The organism is Nonomuraea sp. NPDC046570 (assembly GCF_040645915.1).
Taxonomy (GTDB): Bacteria; Actinomycetota; Actinomycetes; order Streptosporangiales; family Streptosporangiaceae; genus Nonomuraea.
The window spans coordinates 43577-61999 of sequence record NZ_JBEYZF010000003.1 but is presented as its reverse complement, the minus strand read 5'-3'; the positions used below and the strand labels follow the sequence as shown (position 1 = coordinate 61999).

General features: G+C 72.3%; 15 protein-coding genes. 7 read left to right on the top strand and 8 right to left on the bottom strand.

All coding sequences use genetic code 11. From position 1 onward, the window contains the following. Positions 1–40: 40 nt before the first annotated feature. On the bottom strand, positions 41–724 hold the full coding sequence (locus ABZ911_RS06425) for an HAD family hydrolase (protein ID WP_358052545.1): 684 nt from the start codon (positions 722–724) through the stop codon (positions 41–43). Between the two features lie 50 nt (positions 725–774). On the opposite strand from ABZ911_RS06425, the gene ABZ911_RS06420 reads away from it, so the two are divergent. The 4 genes from ABZ911_RS06420 to ABZ911_RS06405 all read left to right on the top strand — a co-directional run bounded on the left by ABZ911_RS06420 (position 775) and on the right by ABZ911_RS06405 (position 5771). Beyond that, the gene (locus tag ABZ911_RS06420) at positions 775–1434 is read left to right on the top strand and encodes an SDR family oxidoreductase (protein WP_358052543.1); all 660 of its coding nucleotides are present in this window, start codon (positions 775–777) and stop codon (positions 1432–1434) included. A gap of 18 nt (positions 1435–1452) precedes the next feature. Then, a complete protein-coding gene (locus ABZ911_RS06415) occupies positions 1453–2061 on the top strand; it encodes an aldo/keto reductase (RefSeq protein WP_358052541.1) in 609 nt (202 codons plus the stop codon). Positions 2062–2127: 66 nt separating this feature from the next. Beyond that, positions 2128–4596, top strand: coding sequence for an ATP-dependent Clp protease ATP-binding subunit (locus ABZ911_RS06410; protein ID WP_358052539.1), 2469 nt, complete (start codon positions 2128–2130; stop codon positions 4594–4596). 53 nt (positions 4597–4649) lie between these two features. Continuing rightward, on the top strand, positions 4650–5771 hold the full coding sequence (locus ABZ911_RS06405; RefSeq protein WP_358052537.1) for a hypothetical protein: 1122 nt from the start codon (positions 4650–4652) through the stop codon (positions 5769–5771). 16 nt (positions 5772–5787) lie between these two features. On the opposite strand, the gene ABZ911_RS06400 is transcribed toward ABZ911_RS06405, so the two are convergent. Continuing rightward, the gene (locus ABZ911_RS06400; RefSeq protein WP_358052535.1) at positions 5788–6156 is read right to left on the bottom strand and encodes an MmcQ/YjbR family DNA-binding protein; all 369 of its coding nucleotides are present in this window, start codon (positions 6154–6156) and stop codon (positions 5788–5790) included. On the opposite strand from ABZ911_RS06400, the gene ABZ911_RS06395 reads away from it, so the two are divergent. After that, on the top strand, positions 6155–6634 hold the full coding sequence (locus ABZ911_RS06395; protein WP_358052533.1) for a helix-turn-helix domain-containing protein: 480 nt from the start codon (positions 6155–6157) through the stop codon (positions 6632–6634). The two genes, ABZ911_RS06400 and ABZ911_RS06395, sit on opposite strands and share 2 nt — an antisense overlap. On the opposite strand, the gene ABZ911_RS06390 is transcribed toward ABZ911_RS06395, so the two are convergent. Both ABZ911_RS06390 and ABZ911_RS06385 read right to left on the bottom strand, forming a co-directional pair. Continuing rightward, positions 6602–7882, bottom strand: coding sequence for a M1 family metallopeptidase (locus ABZ911_RS06390; RefSeq protein WP_358052531.1), 1281 nt, complete (start codon positions 7880–7882; stop codon positions 6602–6604). The genes ABZ911_RS06395 and ABZ911_RS06390 overlap by 33 nt on opposite strands. Further along, positions 7849–11682, bottom strand: a complete 3834-nt coding sequence (locus ABZ911_RS06385) for a Pls/PosA family non-ribosomal peptide synthetase (RefSeq protein ID WP_358052529.1) — start codon at positions 11680–11682, stop codon at positions 7849–7851. The genes ABZ911_RS06390 and ABZ911_RS06385 overlap by 34 nt, the downstream gene beginning before the upstream one ends. Before the next feature lie 209 nt (positions 11683–11891). Here ABZ911_RS06385 and ABZ911_RS06380 point away from each other — a divergent pair, with 209 nt between their 5' ends. Continuing rightward, positions 11892–12689, top strand: a complete 798-nt coding sequence (locus tag ABZ911_RS06380; protein WP_358052527.1) for a class I SAM-dependent methyltransferase — start codon at positions 11892–11894, stop codon at positions 12687–12689. Here the strand turns inward: ABZ911_RS06380 and abc-f are convergent. The 3 genes from abc-f to ABZ911_RS06365 all read right to left on the bottom strand — a co-directional run bounded on the left by abc-f (position 12682) and on the right by ABZ911_RS06365 (position 16089). After that, a complete protein-coding gene (gene abc-f / locus ABZ911_RS06375) occupies positions 12682–14256 on the bottom strand; it encodes a ribosomal protection-like ABC-F family protein (protein ID WP_358052525.1) in 1575 nt (524 codons plus the stop codon). The two genes, ABZ911_RS06380 and abc-f, sit on opposite strands and share 8 nt — an antisense overlap. A 142-nt stretch (positions 14257–14398) precedes the next feature. Next, positions 14399–14920: a hypothetical protein gene (locus ABZ911_RS06370; protein WP_358052523.1), complete on the bottom strand. Its 522-nt coding sequence runs from the start codon at positions 14918–14920 to the stop codon at positions 14399–14401. An 11-nt stretch (positions 14921–14931) separates the two neighbouring features. Continuing rightward, complete coding sequence (locus ABZ911_RS06365; RefSeq protein WP_358052521.1) at positions 14932–16089, bottom strand: hypothetical protein; 1158 nt, start codon at positions 16087–16089, stop codon at positions 14932–14934. 88 nt (positions 16090–16177) lie between these two features. Between ABZ911_RS06365 and ABZ911_RS06360 the strand changes: the two genes are divergently transcribed. Continuing rightward, positions 16178–17044 carry an aminoglycoside phosphotransferase family protein gene (locus tag ABZ911_RS06360; protein ID WP_358052519.1) on the top strand — a complete coding sequence of 289 codons (867 nt, stop codon included), beginning with the start codon at positions 16178–16180 and terminating at the stop codon, positions 17042–17044. A gap of 1 nt (position 17045) precedes the next feature. Here ABZ911_RS06360 and ABZ911_RS06355 read toward each other — a convergent pair whose 3' ends face one another. After that, the gene (locus ABZ911_RS06355) at positions 17046–18272 is read right to left on the bottom strand and encodes an alpha/beta hydrolase (RefSeq protein ID WP_358052517.1); all 1227 of its coding nucleotides are present in this window, start codon (positions 18270–18272) and stop codon (positions 17046–17048) included. Positions 18273–18423 lie beyond the last annotated feature (151 nt).

Sequence of the window (18423 nt, the reverse complement as noted above, 5' to 3'; positions counted from 1 at the left end):
CGGGGATATGTGATCTTCGATAAGGCGGTCCGGTTCCGCGCTATTCCCTGACGCCGAGCTCGTCGAGCCTGGCCAGCATCTCGGCGGGGTCGGCGTAGACGCGGAAGGCGCCCGAGCGCTCCAGTTCGTCCCTGCCGTAGCCGCCTGACAGCAGGCCGACGCCGAGCGCGCCGGCCCTGCGCGCGGCCAGCAGGTCCCACACGCTGTCGCCGACCACCATCGTGTGGTGCGGGTCGATGCCGAGCAGGGCCGCGCCGGCCAGGAACAGGTCGGGGTCGGGCTTGGCCCTGCGTACCAGGTCGCGGGTCACCATCGGGGTGTCCGGCGGCAGGCCGAGCATGCCCAGCGCGAGTCTGGCGGTCTGCGCGTAGCCGCTGGTGGCGATGGCCCACGGCACTCCGCGGGCGGTCAGTTCGGTCAGCAGTTCGGGCGCGCCCGGCAGTGGGCGCACCGAGTCGATCTGCTCCTTGTAGGCGGCGGCGTGCTGCTGTTGCAGGTCGTCGATCTGCTGTTGGGTGAGGGTGAGCCCGGTTTCGCGCAGCAGCGCGCTGACGAACAGGCCTCCGCTCATCCCGATTCGCCGGTGGATGCGCCATACCGACAGGTCGATGCCCTGGTCGGACAGCGCGTTCCGCCAGGCGATGACGTGCTGGTAGACGCTGTCGATCAGGGTGCCGTCCAGGTCGAACAGGAAGGCGGGACGCGGCGGTTCAGGGTAGGCCATTCCCCCATTGTCGTAGCCGTCCGTGTCATGATCGGGACAGGGGGTGGGACATGCGCGTCGTCATCGCGGGTGGACACGGAAAGATAGCGCTGCGGCTGGAGCGGCTCCTGGCGAAGCGCGGCGGCAGGGTCGTCGGCCTGGTGCGCAATCCGGCTCACGCCGCCGACCTTGAGGCCCGGGGGGCCGAGTCGGTGCTGTGCGACCTGGAGAACGCGGACATGGGGCGGGTCGCGGAGATTCTGAAGGACGCCGACGCGGCCGTCTTCGCGGCCGGCGCGGGACCGGGCAGCGGGGTCGCGCGCAAGTACACCGTCGACCGGGGAGCCTCGGTGCTGCTGGCCGAGGCGGCGGAGCGGGCCGGGGTGCGCAGGTTCGTGCAGATCTCCTCCATGGGCGCGGGGCAACCGCCGCCGGCGGGCTCCGACGAGGTCTGGACGGCCTACATCACCGCGAAGACCGAGGCGGAGGACGATCTGCGGGCCCGTGACCTGGACTGGACGATCGTGCGGCCCGGCATGCTGACCGACGACCCCGGCACCGGCCTGGTCAGGCTGGCCGAGCCGCCGGTGGCCCGCGGGCAGGTTCCGCGCGACGACGTGGCCGCCGTCGTCGCCGCGCTCCTCGGCGCTCCCGGTACGGCGGGCCGCACGCTGGAACTCGTCAGCGGCGAGGTCCCCATCAGCGCGGCGGTCCACGTGCTCGTCGACTGAATGGGGGAGGTTGTCGGGGTGACGGAATATCGCGTACTTGGGCGCACCGGCCTCAAAGTCAGCCCGCTCTGCCTCGGCGCCATGATGTTCGGCTCGTGGGGCGAGCCGTCCGTGGAGGAGTCCTCCCGGATCATCGAGCGGGCCCTCGACGCGGGCGTCAACTTCATCGACACCGCCGACGTCTATTCCCAGGGCCAGTCGGAGGAGTTCGTCGGCCGGGCTCTGGTGGCCGGAGGCTGGCTGAGCGGGCGCTATCGCAAGGGTCGTGAGCTGCTTCAAAGCCGCCGGGCTGGTCTGCTGCCCGCCCGCTATGACATGAGCATCGAGGAGAACCGGCGCAAGCTCGACGCGGTCGAGGCGTTGGCGGTGCTGGCCGAGCAGGCAAGGCTCACGCTGATCGAGTTGGCGCTGGCGTTCACGCTCAGGCATCCGGGGGTGACGTCGGCGATCATCGGCCCGCGCACGATGGAGCATCTGGAGGGCCAGCTCTCCGCCGCTGATGTCACGCTCTCGGACGATGTGCTGGATCGGATCGACGAGATCGTCGCGCCTGGCCGTACGGTGAACCCGGGGGACGACGGCTGGCAGCCGCCGGCTTTGGCGGAGGCGCGGTTGCGCAGGCGTTGACCCGCTGTTTCCCGATGCCTGGTCTTGGCTAGCGCCAGGCACGGTTACAGGGTCCCTATGGCGGAAATGCCGTTTTTTGGGGATCCGTTCAGAGGCTTCGAGCAGTTGGCCGGGCGGGTGTTCGGCGGCATGGATTCTTGGCCGCCTGCGAGGCCGGGCGTGCAGCGGGTGGACGTCGGTAAGTTGCTCAGTGAGTCGGCCAGGGGGTTGCTGTCGCGGGCGCTCGACGTGGCGGGTGAGCGTGGGGCGCCCGACCTCGATGTGCTCGACCTGCTCGACGCCGCCGCCGTCGACGATCCCACGCGGGGGCTGCTCAGGGTGGCGGGGGTGGATCCGGCCAGGTTGCGCGAACGGATCGCGGCCCTGGCTGGCGGGGGTACGGCGGGCGAGCGGCCTTCGACGCTGTCTCCGGCGGCCAAGCGGGCGATCTTGGATGCGCAGCGGGTCGCCCGCGTGCTGGGGGCCTCCTACATCGGCCCCGAGCACTTGCTGCTCGCGCTGGCCGTCAATCCGGACTCGGCGGCTGCCCGGCTGCTGAGCGAGCAGGGTGTCTCGGGAAATGAGCTGCAGCGGGCCATCCTGTCTGGTGGTGCGGGTAGGGGTACGCGCGCGGCCACCGGCAAGGGGGCGACCCCGGCGCTCGACGCGTATGGCAGGGACCTGACCGAGGAGGCCAGGCGGGGTGGGATCGATCCGGTCGTGGGGCGTGAGGACGAGATCGAGCAGGCGATCGAGGTGCTGTCGCGCCGTACCAGGAACAACCCGGTGCTGATCGGTGAGCCCGGGGTCGGTAAGACCGCCATCGTGGAGGGCATCGCCCAGCGCATCGTCAACGGCGGCGTTCCCGGCACGCTGAGGCACCGGCGGGTGATCGCCCTCGGCCTGACCGGCATGGTGGCCGGGGCGAGGTACCGGGGTGAGTTCGAGGAGCGCGTCAGGAGGGTCGTCGACGAGGTGCGCGAGCACTCCGAGGAGATCGTTGTCTTCGTCGACGAGGTGCACACCCTGTTCGGTGCGGGCTCGGCGGAGGGTGGGACGGACGTGGCCACGGTCCTCAAGTCGGCGCTGGCCCGCGGTGAGCTGCAGGTCATCGCGGCGGCCACGATCGAGGAGTACCGCAGGCACATCGAGGGGGACTCCGCGCTCGAGCGCCGCTTCCAGCCGATCCTGGTGCCTGAGCCCGGGGTTGCGGACACCATCGAGATCCTCGCCGGGTTGCGCGACGCTTACGAGGCGTACCACCAGGTGCGGATCACCGATGGGGCGCTCGGCGCGGCGGCCAGGATGTCCGATCGCTACATCTCCGACCGCTTCCTGCCGGACAAGGCCATCGACCTCATGGACCAGGCCGCCGCCCGGGTACGGCTGCGCGCCCGCACCCCGGGCGCCGACGTGCGCGAGCTGGAGGAGCGCCTGGAGGCCCTGCGCCGGGAGAAGGACCAGGCGGTCGCCGCCGACGACTTCGACCGGGCCAAGGGGCTGGCCGCCGAGATCGACCGGATCAGGCCCTCCCTGGAGGAGGCCCGCCACGGCCCCGGCGCCGTCCCGGAGGTGACGGCCGCCGACATCGCCGACGTCGTCTCCCGGCGGACCGGCCTCCCCGTGGCCCAGCTCACCGAGGAGGAGCGCGACCGCCTCCTCAGACTGGAGTCGCATCTGCACGAGCGGGTCATCGGTCAGGACGAGGCGGTCGTCGCGGTGGCCGAGGCGGTACGGCGGGCCAGGGCGGGCCTGGCCGATCCGAACCGGCCGATCGGCAGTTTCCTGTTTCTCGGGCCCATCGGTGTCGGCAAGACCGAGCTGGCGCGGGCGCTGGCCGGGGCGCTGTTCGGCGGTGAGGATCATCTGACGCGTATCGACATGAGCGAGTTCCAGGAGCGGCACACTGTCGCGCGGCTGGTCGGGGCGCCGCCCGGGTACGCCGGTCATGAGGAGGCCGGGCGGCTCACCGAGGCGGTCAGGCGGCGGCCGCACGGGGTGGTGCTGCTCGATGAGGTGGAGAAGGCGCATCCTGATGTGTTGAACATCCTGCTGCGGCTGCTCGACGTCGGGCGGTTGACCGATGGGCAGGGCCGTACCGTCGACTTCACCAACACGGTCGTCATCATGACCAGCGGTGTCGGGGCGCGGATCATTCTTGACAGCGACGGTGATCCGGGGAGGCTGCGTGACAGCCTGGTGGATCTGCTGCGGCACGCGCTGCGGCCCGGGTTGCTGAACCGGATCGACGAGACCGTGGTGTTCACCCGGCTGGGGCAGGAGGAGCTGCGGCGGATCGTCGACCTGTTGCTGGAGAGGACGCGGCGGCGGCTGCGCGGGCAGGGCGTGGCGTTGGAGGTGAGCGACGGGGCCAAGGACTGGTTGGCGGAGCATGGTTATCAGCCGGAGTTCGGGGCTCTGCCGTTGCGGCGGACGGTGCGGCGGGAGCTGGACAACCGGTTGTCGATGTTGCTGCTGTCGGGTGAGTTGTCCGAGGGGGACACGGTGGAGGTCGGGGCTCAGGGGGGAGAGCTGGTGGTCCGTAAACGGGCTTGAGCCGTGGGAGTTTCGGCCTGACCGGATATGTCAGGATCTGGTAGGTGTTGTGGATGCGAATCAAGCCGTGGGCCGCGCTGGTGGTCGCCCTGCCGATAGTCTCGTGCGCCACCGATCCCTCCGTGGCGCCGGCTGCCGGTGGTTCCTCCGTGGCGGCCCCTGGTGGCGGGCTCGCGGCCGCCGCTCGATCCGGCGGGGGAACGGAAGCCGCCGCGGGAGGTTCGGCGGAGAGTACGGCCGCCGCGGGAGGCTTGGCGGAGAGTAAGGCGGAGGGGCGGGGCGGGATGAGCGTGCGGGGTTCGGGGCCGAAGGTGCCCGCGGGGACGACGGCGGCCTACGTGGTGTTCGACCGGCGGGCGGGGAAGATCGTCAGCCATCGGCTGGCGCATCGGGCGTTCCGGTCGGCGTCGGTGATCAAGATTTTGATCGCGATCGACTTCCTCGAGCGGACCCCCAAGGTCTCGGCGGCCGACCTCGCCTCGCTCAAGGTCATGCTGCGCTCCAGCGACGACGCCGCCGCCTCCGCCTTCTGGGACCGCGGCGGCAAGGCCGAGATCGTCAAGCGGGTGGCCGGGAAGCTGGGCCTGGCCGACACCACGCCGCCGCCCGCGTACAAGCCGGGCTTCTGGGGGTATGCCTCGCTGAGCGCCTACGACGTGGCCCGCACCTACCGCTACCTGCTCGACCGCGCCGCGCCGCGCGTCCGTGACGTCATCGTCGGCCACCTGCGCAACGCCACCCGCTGCGGCACCGACGGCTTCGACCAGTCCTTCGGCATCCCCTCCGGCGTCCCACGCCCGTGGGCGGTCAAGCAGGGCTGGTCGGGCTTCGGCACGGTCCCCCCGGTGAAGTGCACCAGCACCTCGGCGACCCCTGCCGGCCTCCACACGGCCTCGGAGGTCCCCGCCGACCTCCACACGACCGCACTCGGAGCGGCATCGTCGGGAACGGTCGGCGCGCCGGTGGGAAACGGGGGTGTTCCCGCGGTGGCGCGCCCCGGGGTGCCGGACCTGGGCAGGCCGGTGCTGCACACCACGGGTTTCCTCGGCAAGGACGACCGTCTGATCATGGTCCTGCTCACCGCCCATCCGGCGGGCGGCACCTGGAAGGACTCGGTCCGCCGCACGACCACCCTGACCCGGGACCTGTACCGAGGCGTGTCAGCCGGGCAGTGAGCGGAGTCCGCCCTCGTTATGGACGGGCCGGGGTGGATGACGGAGGGCCTGGATCCGCGAACGGGTGGAGCTTCTTCGGCACCACCATCCGCCATGCCTCGGTGACGAGTTCGCGCATCTCCGGCTCGGAGAGCTCCGCCATCCGGGCGATCACCCAGTTGAACCGCAGGGACGACTCCTCGGGCAGGAGGAACTTGGCGGGCTCGGCCGCGATCAGGGCGTCGCGTTCCTCCTTCGGGAAGGCGAAGCCCATCAGCGTCTCGTCCCGCGAGAACGAGACGTAGACGATGCTCCCGACCCGGAACTTGACCCGATCCCTGATCAGGTGCTCCGACGAGCGCGGAAACCGGGACACCACCCGCCGTACGTCCTCGACCGTCACCATGCCGCGACCCTACTTGGTCGCCAGGCTGGCGGCGGCCTGCCGGGTGCCGCTCACTGCGGCCCTGACCGAGTCCGCCGTCGCCGACCTGCCCGAGCAGGTACGGCAGGCGAAGGAGGTCCTCGATGTGGCCCGCTGGTTCGGCAAGGGCCCCGGCGTGTACCTGCTGCCGGACGTGCTGGTCGAGTACCAGCTCACCCGCCCCACCGCCGCGACCCCCGCCTTGGCCGCCCTCCTGGACCCGCTCGACGGGCATCCCGAGCTGCTGGCCACGCTGGAGACGCACCTGGCGCTCGGCCGGGCCCGCCGCCGGACCGCCGAGGCGCTGCACCTGCATCCGAACACCGTCGACTATCGGCTGCGCAAGGCCGCGGGCCTGACCGGGCTCGACCCGTCCGACGACGCCCACCTGCAGCGCATCGCCGCCGCGCTGGCCGCGCGGAAGGCGTCAGGGCAGGCGCGGGCCGTACAGCCAGGCTGAGAAGAACGGGCCGAGCGGGTATGGGGTGTGGCGTTGGGCGTGGGAGACGAAGGTTTCGGTGGTGACGGTGCCGTGCCGGTGTTCGGCGGTCCAGGAGCGGAGCATGGTGAAGAACACCTGGTCGCCGAGTTCGTGGCGCAGGCCGTGCACGGTGAGCGCGCCGCGTTTGTAGACGCGGTCGTCGAAGAGCAGGTCGGGGCCGGGGTCGGCGAGCAGGAAGTCCTGGGGGAGGATCGTCAGGCGGCGGTGCCAGCGGCGGGCGTGCTCGGCGGCGGGCGGGCCGCCCGACTCCTCCGACCACAGCCACTCGGCGTAGGCGGCGAAGCCCTCGTGCAGCCAGATGTCGCGCCAGTGGCCCGCGGTCAGGCTGTTGCCGAACCACTGGTGGGCCAGTTCGTGCGCGACCAGCCGCTCGCTGCCGCGCCGCCCGTCCACGTGGTTCCTGCCGAAGATCGACAGTCCTTGCGCCTCGACCGGGATCTCCAGCTCGTCGTCGGTCACCACCACCGTGTACCGGTCGAAGGGGTAGGGGCCGAACCGGTCGGCGAACAGGGTCATCATCGCGTCCTGCCGCCCGAAGTCGTGCCTGGCCCGCGCCGCCAGTCCCGGCGGGCAGGCCAGCCCTCCGGCCAGCCGGTACCTGCCGATCTGCACGCTGGCCAGGTAGCTCGCCATCGGCTGCTCCTGGGCGTACACCCAGGTGGTGGCTCCGGCCGCGCGCCGTCGCTCGACGAGTTCGCCGTTGGCGACGACCAGGTACGCCGAGGCGGTGCTCACCGTGATCCGGTAGGTCGCCTTGTCGTCCGGTCGGTCGTTGCACGGGAACCACGACGGCGCCCCGATCGGCTGACCGGCCACCAGCGCGCCGTCGGTCAGCTCCTCCCAGCCGAGCCCGCCCCACACGCTCTGCACCGGTCTCGGGGCACCTGCGTACCGCACCTGGACGGCCAGCCGTGTGCCGGACGGCCGGGCGGAGGCGAGGGTGAGGCGCAGTCTGCCCTGCTGGTGCGTGTACCGCACTGCCGCGCCGTCCACCGTCACCCCTGACACCCGGAACGGGCCGAGGTCCAGGGTGAGGTCGGCGGTGCTCTCGGCCAGGACGACCGACAGTACGGCGATGCCGTCCAGCCAGTTCGTCGTCACCCGGTAGCGCAGCGACAGGTCGTAGTGCTCGACTCCGAACGCCCGGTCGCCGTGGCCGGGAAAGTAGGAGCTCAGCGCCATGGCGTGATCGGGTTGCCGAACCATCGCGTCCCCTCCGGCACCGACTCGCCGCGCATCACCAGCGACGCCGGCCCCACGGTCGTGTGCGCGCCCACCGACGCCGCCGGCAGCACCACCCCGTGCGGGCCGAGCGTCGCCCCCGCGTCGAGTCTTACGGTGTCGATGCTCATGACCCGGTCGTGGAACAGGTGCGTCTGCAGGACGCAGCCGCGGTTCACGCACGCGCCGTCGCCCAGGCTCACCAGGTCCGCCTCGGGCAGCCAGTAGGTGTGGCAGGAGACCCCATGACCGATGCGTGCCCCGAGTGAGCGCAGCCACACGTTCAGCGGCGCGGTGCCCAGCCAGGGTTCGGCGAACCAGGGCGCGGCCAGCACCTCCACGAACGTGTCGGCCAGCTCGGTACGCCACACGAACGAGCTCCACAGTGGCCGGCTGCCCGCCGTGATCCTGCCCGCCAGCAGCCACTTGGCCAGGCTCGCCGTCACCGCGGCGGCCGTCCCCGCCAGCGTCATGACGACACCGCCCAGCAGGGCGGCCACCGCGAAGCCGTACCCGGCCGCGAGCGCCTCGAAGGCCGCCACGACCAGCACCGCCAGCGCCACGGTCGCCATCACCGCCACCAGCCTGCACACCTCCACGAGCGCCCGCGCCGCCTTGAGCCGCGCGGGCGGATCGTAGGTGCGGCCCCGATCGCCTCTCTCGCTGGTACGGCGCAGCCGCACCGGCGGCATGCCCAGGTACGACGAGCCGGACTTGGCCTTCTTCGGTGTCGCCGACAGCACTCCGACCAGGCCGTCCTTGGGCACCTTGCGCCCGGCCGCGGTCATCCCGGAGTTGCCGAGGAAGGCCCGCTTGCCGATTCGGGCGGTGGCCAGGCGCATCCAGCCGCCGTCGAGCTCGTACAGCGCGACCATCGTGTCGTCGGCCAGGAACGCGCCGTCGCCGACGGAGGTCATCGTGGGCAGGGCGAGCACGGTGGACAGTTCCACGTCGCGGCCGACCCGCATGCCGAGGGCGCGTAGCCAGGCGGGGGTGAGGACGCTGGCGTACAGGGGGAACAGCCAGACGCGGGCGGCGGCCATCAGCCGGCCGGTCGCCCATGCCTGCCAGGCTTGGCGGCTGTGCACGGGGTGCTGTCCCGGGTGCAGGCACACGCTCAGCAGTCGCACGCTGACCAGGGTGATCAGGGCGAAGGCGGCCATGCCGGTGAGGGTGGCCAGGGGTACGCCGTACAGCGCCTGGAGCGGCGAGCCTTCCGGGGGTAGGAAGGCGAGGAGGACCGTGAGGCCGGTGAGGATCGCGGCGACCGGGGGCAGGCTCAGCGCGATCGCGGAGACGCCGTAGACGGTGATCCAGAATCTGGAGCGGGCGGGTCGTTCGGCGGGGCGCGACCTTCGGGCCTTGCCCTGGCGGGTGGCGGGTACTCCGGCCCAGCGTTCCCCCGCGGGGATCGTGCCGGCGACCGCTGTACCTGGCGCCACTTGGGCGTTCTTGCCGATTCTGGTGCCGGGTAGCAGTGTGGAGCGGGATCCGACGGTGGCGCCGGCGCCGATTCGGACGCCGCCGATGTGCAGCAGGTCGCCGTCGTACCAGTAGCCGCTCAGGTCCACCTCGGGCTCCACCGACGCGCCTCTGCCCAGGCGTAGCATGCCGGTGATCGGCGGGGCGGCGTGCAGGTCGGCGTCGTCGCCCACCTGCGCGCCGAGCAGTCTGGCGTAGTGCGCCATCCACGGCGCGCTCGCCAGGTCGGGTACGCCGAGCCTGGCCGCGAACCCCTCGGCGAACCACAGCCGCAGGTAGACCCCGCCGCCGCGCGGGTAGCTGCCCGGTCCGACCCCGCGCAGCAGCAGTCTGGCCACTGCGGCGGCCAGCGCCATCCTGCCCGGCGGCAGCACCACCAGCACCCAGCCGAGTGCCACCCACCACCAGGACAGCAGCGGCATCCAGGGCAGCTCGATCAGGTTGTTCGCCGTCGCCAGCAAGGTCACCCACCGCAGCGCCCCCACGGTGAGGAGCGGTACGGTCAGCGCCGCCTGCAGCAGTGCCTTCGTCTTGGGCATCGGCTGGACGGTCCGGCCGGTCGGCTCGGGCGCGTCTCTGGTCACGTCCGCGCGCATGGCGGTCAGGTGCGCGGCCAGTCCGCCGAAGGTGGGGTGCTCGTAGACGTCGGCGACGACGAGGCCCGGGTAGCGCTCGCGTAGCGCCGACACGAGTTTGGCCGCGGCCAGGCTGCCGCCGCCTTCGGTGAAGAAGTCGCCGTCGGGGCCGTCCGGGGCGGCCCCGAGCATGCTCTCCCAGTGCCCGGCCAGCCACGCGTCGACCCCGTCCGGCACGGCCGCGTCCATGTCCGTCGTCTCGTGGGGGAGTGGCCAGGGGAGGGCGTCGCGGTCGATCTTGCCCGAGGTGCGGGTGGGGAGGGAGTCCACGACGGCGATTTTGGGCACCAGGGGTGCGGGGAGGCGGTCCTTCAGCAGGTCGCGGGCGTGGGGGAGGTCGAAGTCGGGGTCGGTGACGAGGTAGCCGATCAGCAGGTGGTGGCCGCCGCCCGCGGTCCGTACCGCCGAGGCCGCGCCCGCGACGCCGGGCAGGGCGCGCAGGGCCGCGTCCACCTCGCCCAGTTCGATGCGGCGACCGCCGAGTTTCACCTGGTCGTCGGCGCGGCCCAGGAACAGCAGGCCCTCGGGCTCGGCGCGGACCAGGTCGCCGCTGCGGTAGGCGCGGGCCCAGTCCAGCGAGGGGAGCGGCGCGTACTTCTCGGCGTCCTTCACCGGGTCCAGGTAGCGCGCCAGCCCCACCCCGCCGATGACCAGCTCGCCGGTTTCGCCCATCGGCACCGGCTCACCGGCCGGGTCGACGACGGCGAGGTCCCAGCCGCGCAGGGGGAGCCCGATCCGCACCGGGCCCTGCCCGGTCAGCCTGGCCGCGCACGCGACCACGGTCGCCTCCGTGGGGCCGTAGGTGTTCCAGACCTCTCGCCCCGGTACGGCCAGCCGGTCGGCGAGTTCGGGCGGGCAGGCCTCACCGCCGAAGATGAGCAGCCGTACCCGGTCAAGGGTGTCCACCGGCCAGAGCGCCGCCAGCGTCGGCACCGTCGACACGGCCGTGATCTGCTGATCGACCAGCCAGGGGCCGAGGTCCATCCCGGTGCGTACCAGCGATCTGGGCGCGGCGACCAGGCAGGCGCCGTGCCGCCACGCGAGCCACATCTCCTCGCACGAGGCGTCGAAGGCCACCGAGAGGCCCGCCATCACCCGGTCTCCCGGCCCGAGCGGGGCGTCACGGAGGAAGAGCGCGGCCTCGGCGTCCACGAACGCGGCGGCGCTGCGATGCGAGACCGCCACCCCCTTGGGCTTCCCCGTGGAGCCCGAGGTGAAGATCACCCACGCGTCGTCGCCCGGGCCCGGCGCACGCGGAGCCGCGCCGGGGCCGGTGTCGGCGAGGAGGTGGAATTTGTCGGTGAGGACGGCTGATGCGGCGGCCTCGGCGAAGACCAGGTCGGCGCGCTCTTCGGGGTCGTCGGCGTCGACGGGGACGTAGGCGGCGCCGGCGGCCAGGACGGCCAGGATCGCGAGGTAGAGGTCCGCGGTGCCGGAGGGGATGCGGACGCCCACCCGGTCACCGGGGCCGATGTCGGAATCGCGTAGCTCCTGAGCCCGCTCCTCCACCTCGGCGCGCAGCTCCGCGTAGGTCAGGCGGCGGCGGCCGTCGTCCAGCGCGGGCGCGTCGGGATGGGCGCGGACGGTGGCGTCGAGGATGTCCAGCAGGGTACGCGAAGGTGCGGCGGGCGGGCCGCCGGGGAAGACCGCCGCAGAGGCGATCCGCACGGAGTCGTCCAAGGACGGTGGCAAAGCGCTACTCCTGAACTGGGGCGGGCCTGGTTCGCCGCCCGGGGGGCCAACGGCGCGAATTTGCCGACTATTCCACGGTTTTCGGCGTTGATCGAGCCTAGCGTCCACTATTCAAGACATATCCTCTTAAAGGGTGAGATTCTGGTTAATCTTTGCCTGTCGCGAGATGAACAAGGGAGTTCCCCATGAAGGCTGTATACACGCATGGTCATCACGAGTCGGTGCTGCGCTCGCACCGCTGGCGTACCGCGGAGAACTCCGCCGCCTACCTCCTGCCGCACCTGCGCGACCACATGACGCTGCTGGACGTCGGCTGCGGCCCCGGCACGATCACCGCCGACCTGGCGGGCCTGGTCGCGCACGTCACCGCCGCGGAGGTGAAGGACGAGGCGCTGAACCTGGCCAGGGCGGAGGCCGCCGCCAGGGGCACGGCCAACGTGGGCTTCGCCGTGACCGACGCGCACGCCCTGGACTTCCCCGACGACACCTTCGACGTGGTCCACGCCCACCAGGTGCTGCAACACGTCGGCGACCCGGTGCGGGCCTTGCGGGAGATGCGCAGAGTGACCAGGCCGGGCGGTCTCGTGGCGGTCCGCGACAGCGACTACGCCGCCTTCGCCTGGTACCCGTCACCGGCCGTGCTGCAGGAGTGGATGGCCCTCTACCAGAAGGTCGCCAGAGCCAACGGCGGCGAGCCCGACGCGGGCCGCCGACTGCTGTCCTGGGCGCGCGAGGCCGGCTTCGAGGACGTGACGGCGACTTCCTCGACCTGGTGTTTCGCCACCCCGGAGGACCGCGCCTGGTGGGGCGGCATGTGGGCCGAACGCATCCTGAAGTCCGACATGGCCGCCCAGGCCCTCGCCTCCGGCGCGGCGACGGAGGACGACCTGCGCCGCATCTCCGACGGCTGGCGCGGGTGGGCCGCCGCGGAGGACGGCTGGATGTCCGTCCTCCACGGCGAGATCCTCTGCCGGGTCAGCTGACCAGGCGGCCTTCGCGCAGGTCCACCCGGGTGCCGGTGAAGCGGGCCCGGAAGCGGCGGTCGTGCGAGACCACCAGCAGCGACCCCGCATACCCGGCTAGGGCCTCCTCGAACTCCTCGATCAGCCCGAGCGAGAGGTGGTTCGTCGGCTCGTCCAGGATCAGCAGGTCCGCGGGACGCGTCACCAGGCGGGCCAGCTCCAGCCGCCGCCGCTGCCCCACGGACAGGACGGCGGCGGGCTTGGGCAGGTCCTCCTCGGCGAACAGGCCGAGCGCGAGCAACGCCTGGGCGTGCTCGTCGATCGGCCCCGGCAGCCCCTCGGCGAACACCCCCAGCACGGACCTGCGCGGCGCGGTCACGGGCACCTCCTGGCGCAGGTAGCCGATCCGGGGAGGCCGCAGCACCTGGCCCGAGTCGGGCGCGAGGTCGCCCGCCAGCACCCGCAGGAGCGTGGTCTTGCCCGCCCCGTTGGGACCGGTGATCAGCATCCGCTCGCCCGGCGCCAGCGTGAAGGCGTCGACCTGGAGCCGGTCGCCGACGACGACCCCCTCCAGGGAGGCGGCCAGCCGGTCGCCGCCTTCGAGCCGGGCGGTGAAGCGCAGCGGGTCGGCGGGGCGGGCGACCGGGTTCTCCGTCAGGCGGCGCAGGCGTTCGCGGGCGTTGCGCACCACGCCGGACAGGCCCGCCTCGTGCGACCTGCGGTGCCCGGCCGTACGCGGACGGTCGGTGGAGCGCTCGCCCGCGGCGAGCCGCTCGATGCCGCTCTCGGCCAGCCGGGACTGCCGCGCGATCTCGGCCCGCCACTCCTCGTGCTCCTGCAGCCTGCGCCGCCGGTCGGCGGACTTGGCGGCCAGGTAGCCCTCCCAGCCGTCGCCGTAGCGGGCGACGGCCCGCAGGTCGCGGTCGACTTCGAGGATGGCGGTGGCGAACCGGTCCAGGAAGGCCCGGTCGTGGGTGACGGCGACGACGGTGCCGCGGTGGCCGCGCAGATGGTTCTCCAGCCAGGACACGGCCTGCTCGTCGAGATGGTTGGTCGGCTCGTCGAGCAGCAGCAGCTCGGGCCCGGAGGCCAGGACGCAGGCCAGCGCCAGGCGCGACTGCTCGCCGCCGGACAGGCCGCCGAGCGCACGGTCGCGGCCGATGCCGGACAGGCCGAGGCCGTGCATGGCGGCCTCGACCCGCGCGTCGGCCTCGTAGCCGCCGCGCGCCTCGAAGGCGGTCAGCAGCTCGCCGTAGGCGTCCATGTCCTCGGCCTCGGCCGCGGCGAGCATGCGCTTCTCCAGGTCACGCAGCTCGCCGAGCGCGGCGTCGACCGCGTCCTGGACGGTGTGGTCGCCGGGCAGGCCGAGCGTCTGGGCCAGATGCCCGACGCCCTCGGCTTCGACGGTCAGCTCGCCGCCGCCGGGGACGTGCGCGCCGGCGATGACGCGGAGCAGGGTGGACTTGCCCGACCCGTTCTCCCCGATGACGCCGACCCGCTCGCCCGTACGGACGGAGAAGGAGACGCGGTCGAGCACGACCTGATCGCCGAAGGAGACGGAAATATCGCGAAGAGTGAGTTGGCTCATGGATGAGCTCTCCAGGTTCACATCAAAGGTTCAGGGGATGCGGAAGCGGGCGGTGGTTAGAAGAACCACAGCCGGTTCGGCATACCTGAACATGAACCCATGTCTGCGACCGTACCGGATCGGCGTAAACGGGGCGAGCGAATTATCGGCCGAGCTGCCGCGCCCGCTGCCATCGCGGGTCGCGGTACAGCACCACGTCGGTGCCGTCGAGCAGCTCGTCCGGCGCGGAGAGCATGACGATCTCACCGGCGGCCTGGAGTTCGAGCAGCAGGTCGCGGACGCGGGGCCCGACCGGCAGCCGCCCCACGGGCAGGCCCAGCGCGGCCCGCACGGAGTCGGCGACCTCCGACAGATGGAAGGGGCCGTCGAGGCCCGCGACCATGCCGCGCACGACGCCGAGCGTGATGAGCCGCTCGGCCTCGGTGTAGGCGAGCTGCCAGACGATCTGCTCGCGGCGCCTGCCCGTGCCCGCGCACGACGGGCACTCGCGGGCGAAGTCCGGCACCACCGGCTCCGTGGCCGTGCCGAGGCAGGCCGTGCAGCGGTTGTTCTCCATCGCGTGCAGCTCGGCGGTGACCCGGTCGGCGAGGACGGTGCCGCAGTCGCAGGCGAAGCTGTCGCCGAGCAGGCCGCCGCTCTGGTGGGAGATCATGTGCTTGGTCATCGCAGGTGACTCTACCTCCGCCGCTTGGGCTTCCTCGGCTTGCGCCCCCGGGCGCCCGGCCGCTCGTCGGCCAGGCCGCGCAGCCGCCGCAGGGCCTTGCGCGCGGCGAACGTCACCGACTTGTCCGGATGGTGCTCGATCATGAAGGCCAGTACGTGCCCGGTGTCCTCGTGGTCGCCCACGGCCAGCATCGCCACCATGTCGGCCAGCTCCGCCGCCTGCCCGCCGGGGTTGAGCTCGGCCAGGATCTCCTCGGGCGCTCCGCCGAACTCGATCAGGGAGGCGGCCATGTCGGTGAGCACCCAGGCCACGTCCCCGCTGTCGTGCACTGCTGAAGCCTCGGCGTCGAGCCGCGTGGAGACCAGCGCCCCCAGTCTGGGCACCTCCAGCAGGCCGTCGAGGGCGGTACGGCCCTCCTCGCCGAGGTCGTCGGCCAGCAGGCTGAGGCCGATCGCCCGGCTGAGCGGGCTCACCTCGGCCAGCGCGGCGGCGACCTGCCCGGCCGCCTCGCCCGGCTCGCGGCCCGCCAGCCACCCGGCCAGCTCCTCCGCCTGCTCGGGCGCGGGGTAGCAGCGCAGGGAGTACAGGAGCGTCGCGGCGTCGGCGTCGGCCAGCGAGCCCACCTCGGGCACGTCCTGGCCGGTCATGTCGTAGAAGTACTCCCGGCCCGCCCACAGGCCGAGCGGGGTCAGGGCGACCCGGTCACCGCGCCGCTCGACCAGGCCCAGCGCCTGCAGCGGCTCGTGGCCGGGCAGTTCGGCCGCCTCCATCGGCACCCGCAGCGCGAACAACTGCAGCAGCGGCAACCCCGTCGTCTCCCCGCCCAGCTCCTCGGGGTGCAGGACGGCGTAGCAGACGTCCGTCCAGACCTCGAGCACCAGGTCGTCGGCGCCGTCCAGCAGGCGCGTCAGCGCGGGGCCCGGTGTGGCGGCGGTCTCGGCGTCGTCGAGGTCGAGGAAGGCCGTCCCCGTGGCCAGCGCCCAGAACCAGTCCGCGTCGTGGCCGAAGCCGGGCACGGCCTCGGAGGTCACCGGCGCGCCCATGGACGTGGCCCAGCGGCCGAGGCGGATCAGGTCGGCGGCCAGCGGGGCGGCGCGGACGGCCGCGGCGAGTTCGGCCGCGGGCGCCAGCCGTACGGGCGGGAGGAGAGGCACTTCTGAGGAATCCACTGACCTATAGTGTCGGACGCCGCGCCCCATTTAGTCCCGCAACGAGGGGCCACCGTCCCCCGTGCGAGCCGAAGGAAGCCTCCGACATATGAGTGACCGAGTACCCGCCGACCTGCTGGAGATGGCCGACGCGCTCGTGCCGGGCGCCCCGCTCGGCGCGGCGAGGCTCGCCCGGGGCGGGATCCACGACGTCGTCCTGCTTCCCGGTGTCGCGGCTGTGCGGATCAGTCGGCGGCCGTCGGGCGCGGAGGCCCTGCCGCGCCGTACCGAACTGCTGCGGGTGATCGCGGCCTGCGGGCTGCCGTTCGCGGTGCCCGAGCCGTTGACACCGGTGACGATGTTCGGCGATCGTGCGGCCGTCGCCGTGTCGTGGATCGACGGCGCCGGACTGCGCGACGGCGAAGGCGATCCGGCCAAGATCGGCGAACTGCTCGGGGCTTTGCGGGAGTTTCCCGTCCCCCCGGACCTGCGGGCCCTGCTGGCCGTGCCGCGCAGGTACGAGGGTGCTGACAGCTGGGCCGGCATCCTGGCCGAGGAGGTCATCCCGCGCTTCCCCGAGAAGTGGCGCGAGGAAGGCCGGCGGCGCCTGGAGGAGGCGCTGGCCCTGGAACCGGTTCCGGATTCGCTCGTTCACGGCGATCTCGTCGGCGGCAACGTCCACTGGAGTGAGGACGGCAAGCTGATCGGCGTCCTCGACTGGGACCGGGCCCACCTGTTCGACCCGGCGATCGACGCCGCTTTCATGGGGTGGCACGGCTGGGACACCCTGCGCCAGGCCGTCGACGGCGACACCTACCGGCGGGCCCGGGTCTGGGAGAGGACGTTCGGCGTCAACCAGCTCGTCGCGGTTCTCGAACTCGGCGGCAAGCCCATGGCCAGCGCCGACAGCTACGCGAAGCACATCGTCGCGTGGCTGGAAGAGGAAGCCGGCCGGGACCTGCCCGATCGCGGGTGACCTACTCGCAGGTCTTCGTCTTCGGCGTGCAGAACGTGACCTCGGGGTAGCGCGTCGACGGCTTGTCCAGCAGGGGGTGCGGCCTCTTGCGCAGGTGCAGGTCGAAGAAGGCAAGGGTGTAGCCGCGGGTGATCTCCAAGGAGCGGGCCCCGGACAGGCCGGCGCCGTGGGCGATGCCGAGCTGGTCGGCCAGCAGGGAGATGTCGGTGAAGGAGGCGTGCTCCGCGCCGGTCACCACGAGCCAGCGCTTCCAGCCGGTCAGGCGTTTCCAGTCCCGCTCCCACGTGGGGTCCTCGTCTCCCGGCTTGTGCATCGCCTGCTGGCCCAGGAACAGGAACGGCCGTGACAGCCCGCTCTTCGGGATCGGGGCGAAGGTGGTGCCGTCCATGTTGATCCCGGCGCGCACCCGCTCGTCCTTCACCATGGCGGCCAGCGCGCTCGCGCCTCCGACGGAGTGACCCGCCATCCCGATCCGGGACGGGTCGATCAGGGGGGCGCCCGTCCACTTCGGGCGTGCCCCGGTCAGCTCGTCGAGGACGAAGGAGACGTCGGCCGCCCGGCTCCCCACCCCCTTCCTACCGAACTCCTCGTTCTTTTCGGCCCCGCACGCGACACAGGTGGTGACCCGGCCGTCGGGGAAGGTCGTGGCGAAACTCTCATACGTGTGATCGATCCCGGCGACCACGTAGCCGTTGCTCGCCAGATCCTCGGCCAGGGCCGACAGTGAGCCGCGCGGCATGCCGAAGCCGGGGGAGAGCACCACCAGGGGCAGACCGCGCCTACTCCCCGCCGGTTTCGCGTCGGTGAACGCGTTGGTCCGCATCCTGCTCAGCGCGTCGGCCGGCACGCCGGATATCCGCCCGCCTCTCAGGATCAGCTCCGACTCCTTCGGCGTCACGTACGGCGCCCGCCGCCCGCCCGGAGACTTCGCCGGATACCACAGGGAGACCATGAGCTCCCGCGCTTTCGCCGTAGGGACCCAGGGGTCGGGGCGGGAGAGGTCCTTCAGATGCAGGGAGGTGGTGCCGACCGGATGGGGGCCGGTCGGCTTGGGCAGAGACGGCGCCTTGCCCGGCGCGGCCGAAGCGGCGGCGGCATGAGACGCGGAGGGGGCGGGAGCGGATGCGCAGGAGGCGGACGCCATGACGGCGAGCACCGCGGCGAGGCCGCCATGGAGGATCGGGTTCCGGTGCGCCGGTGCGCTCTTCGGCTCTGTCACATGGCCCATGGAGTGTCCGTTCTTCCGGTCGGGAGGGCCGCCTCCGCGGCCTGATGACGTGAACGAAGCTAGGCGCGGCCGGCGTTCACGCGCGTCGGCCATCGCGCCGACATCGGATACCTCCCAAGGAGGACCCGGCCGGGGTGTCATCCCCGCGATG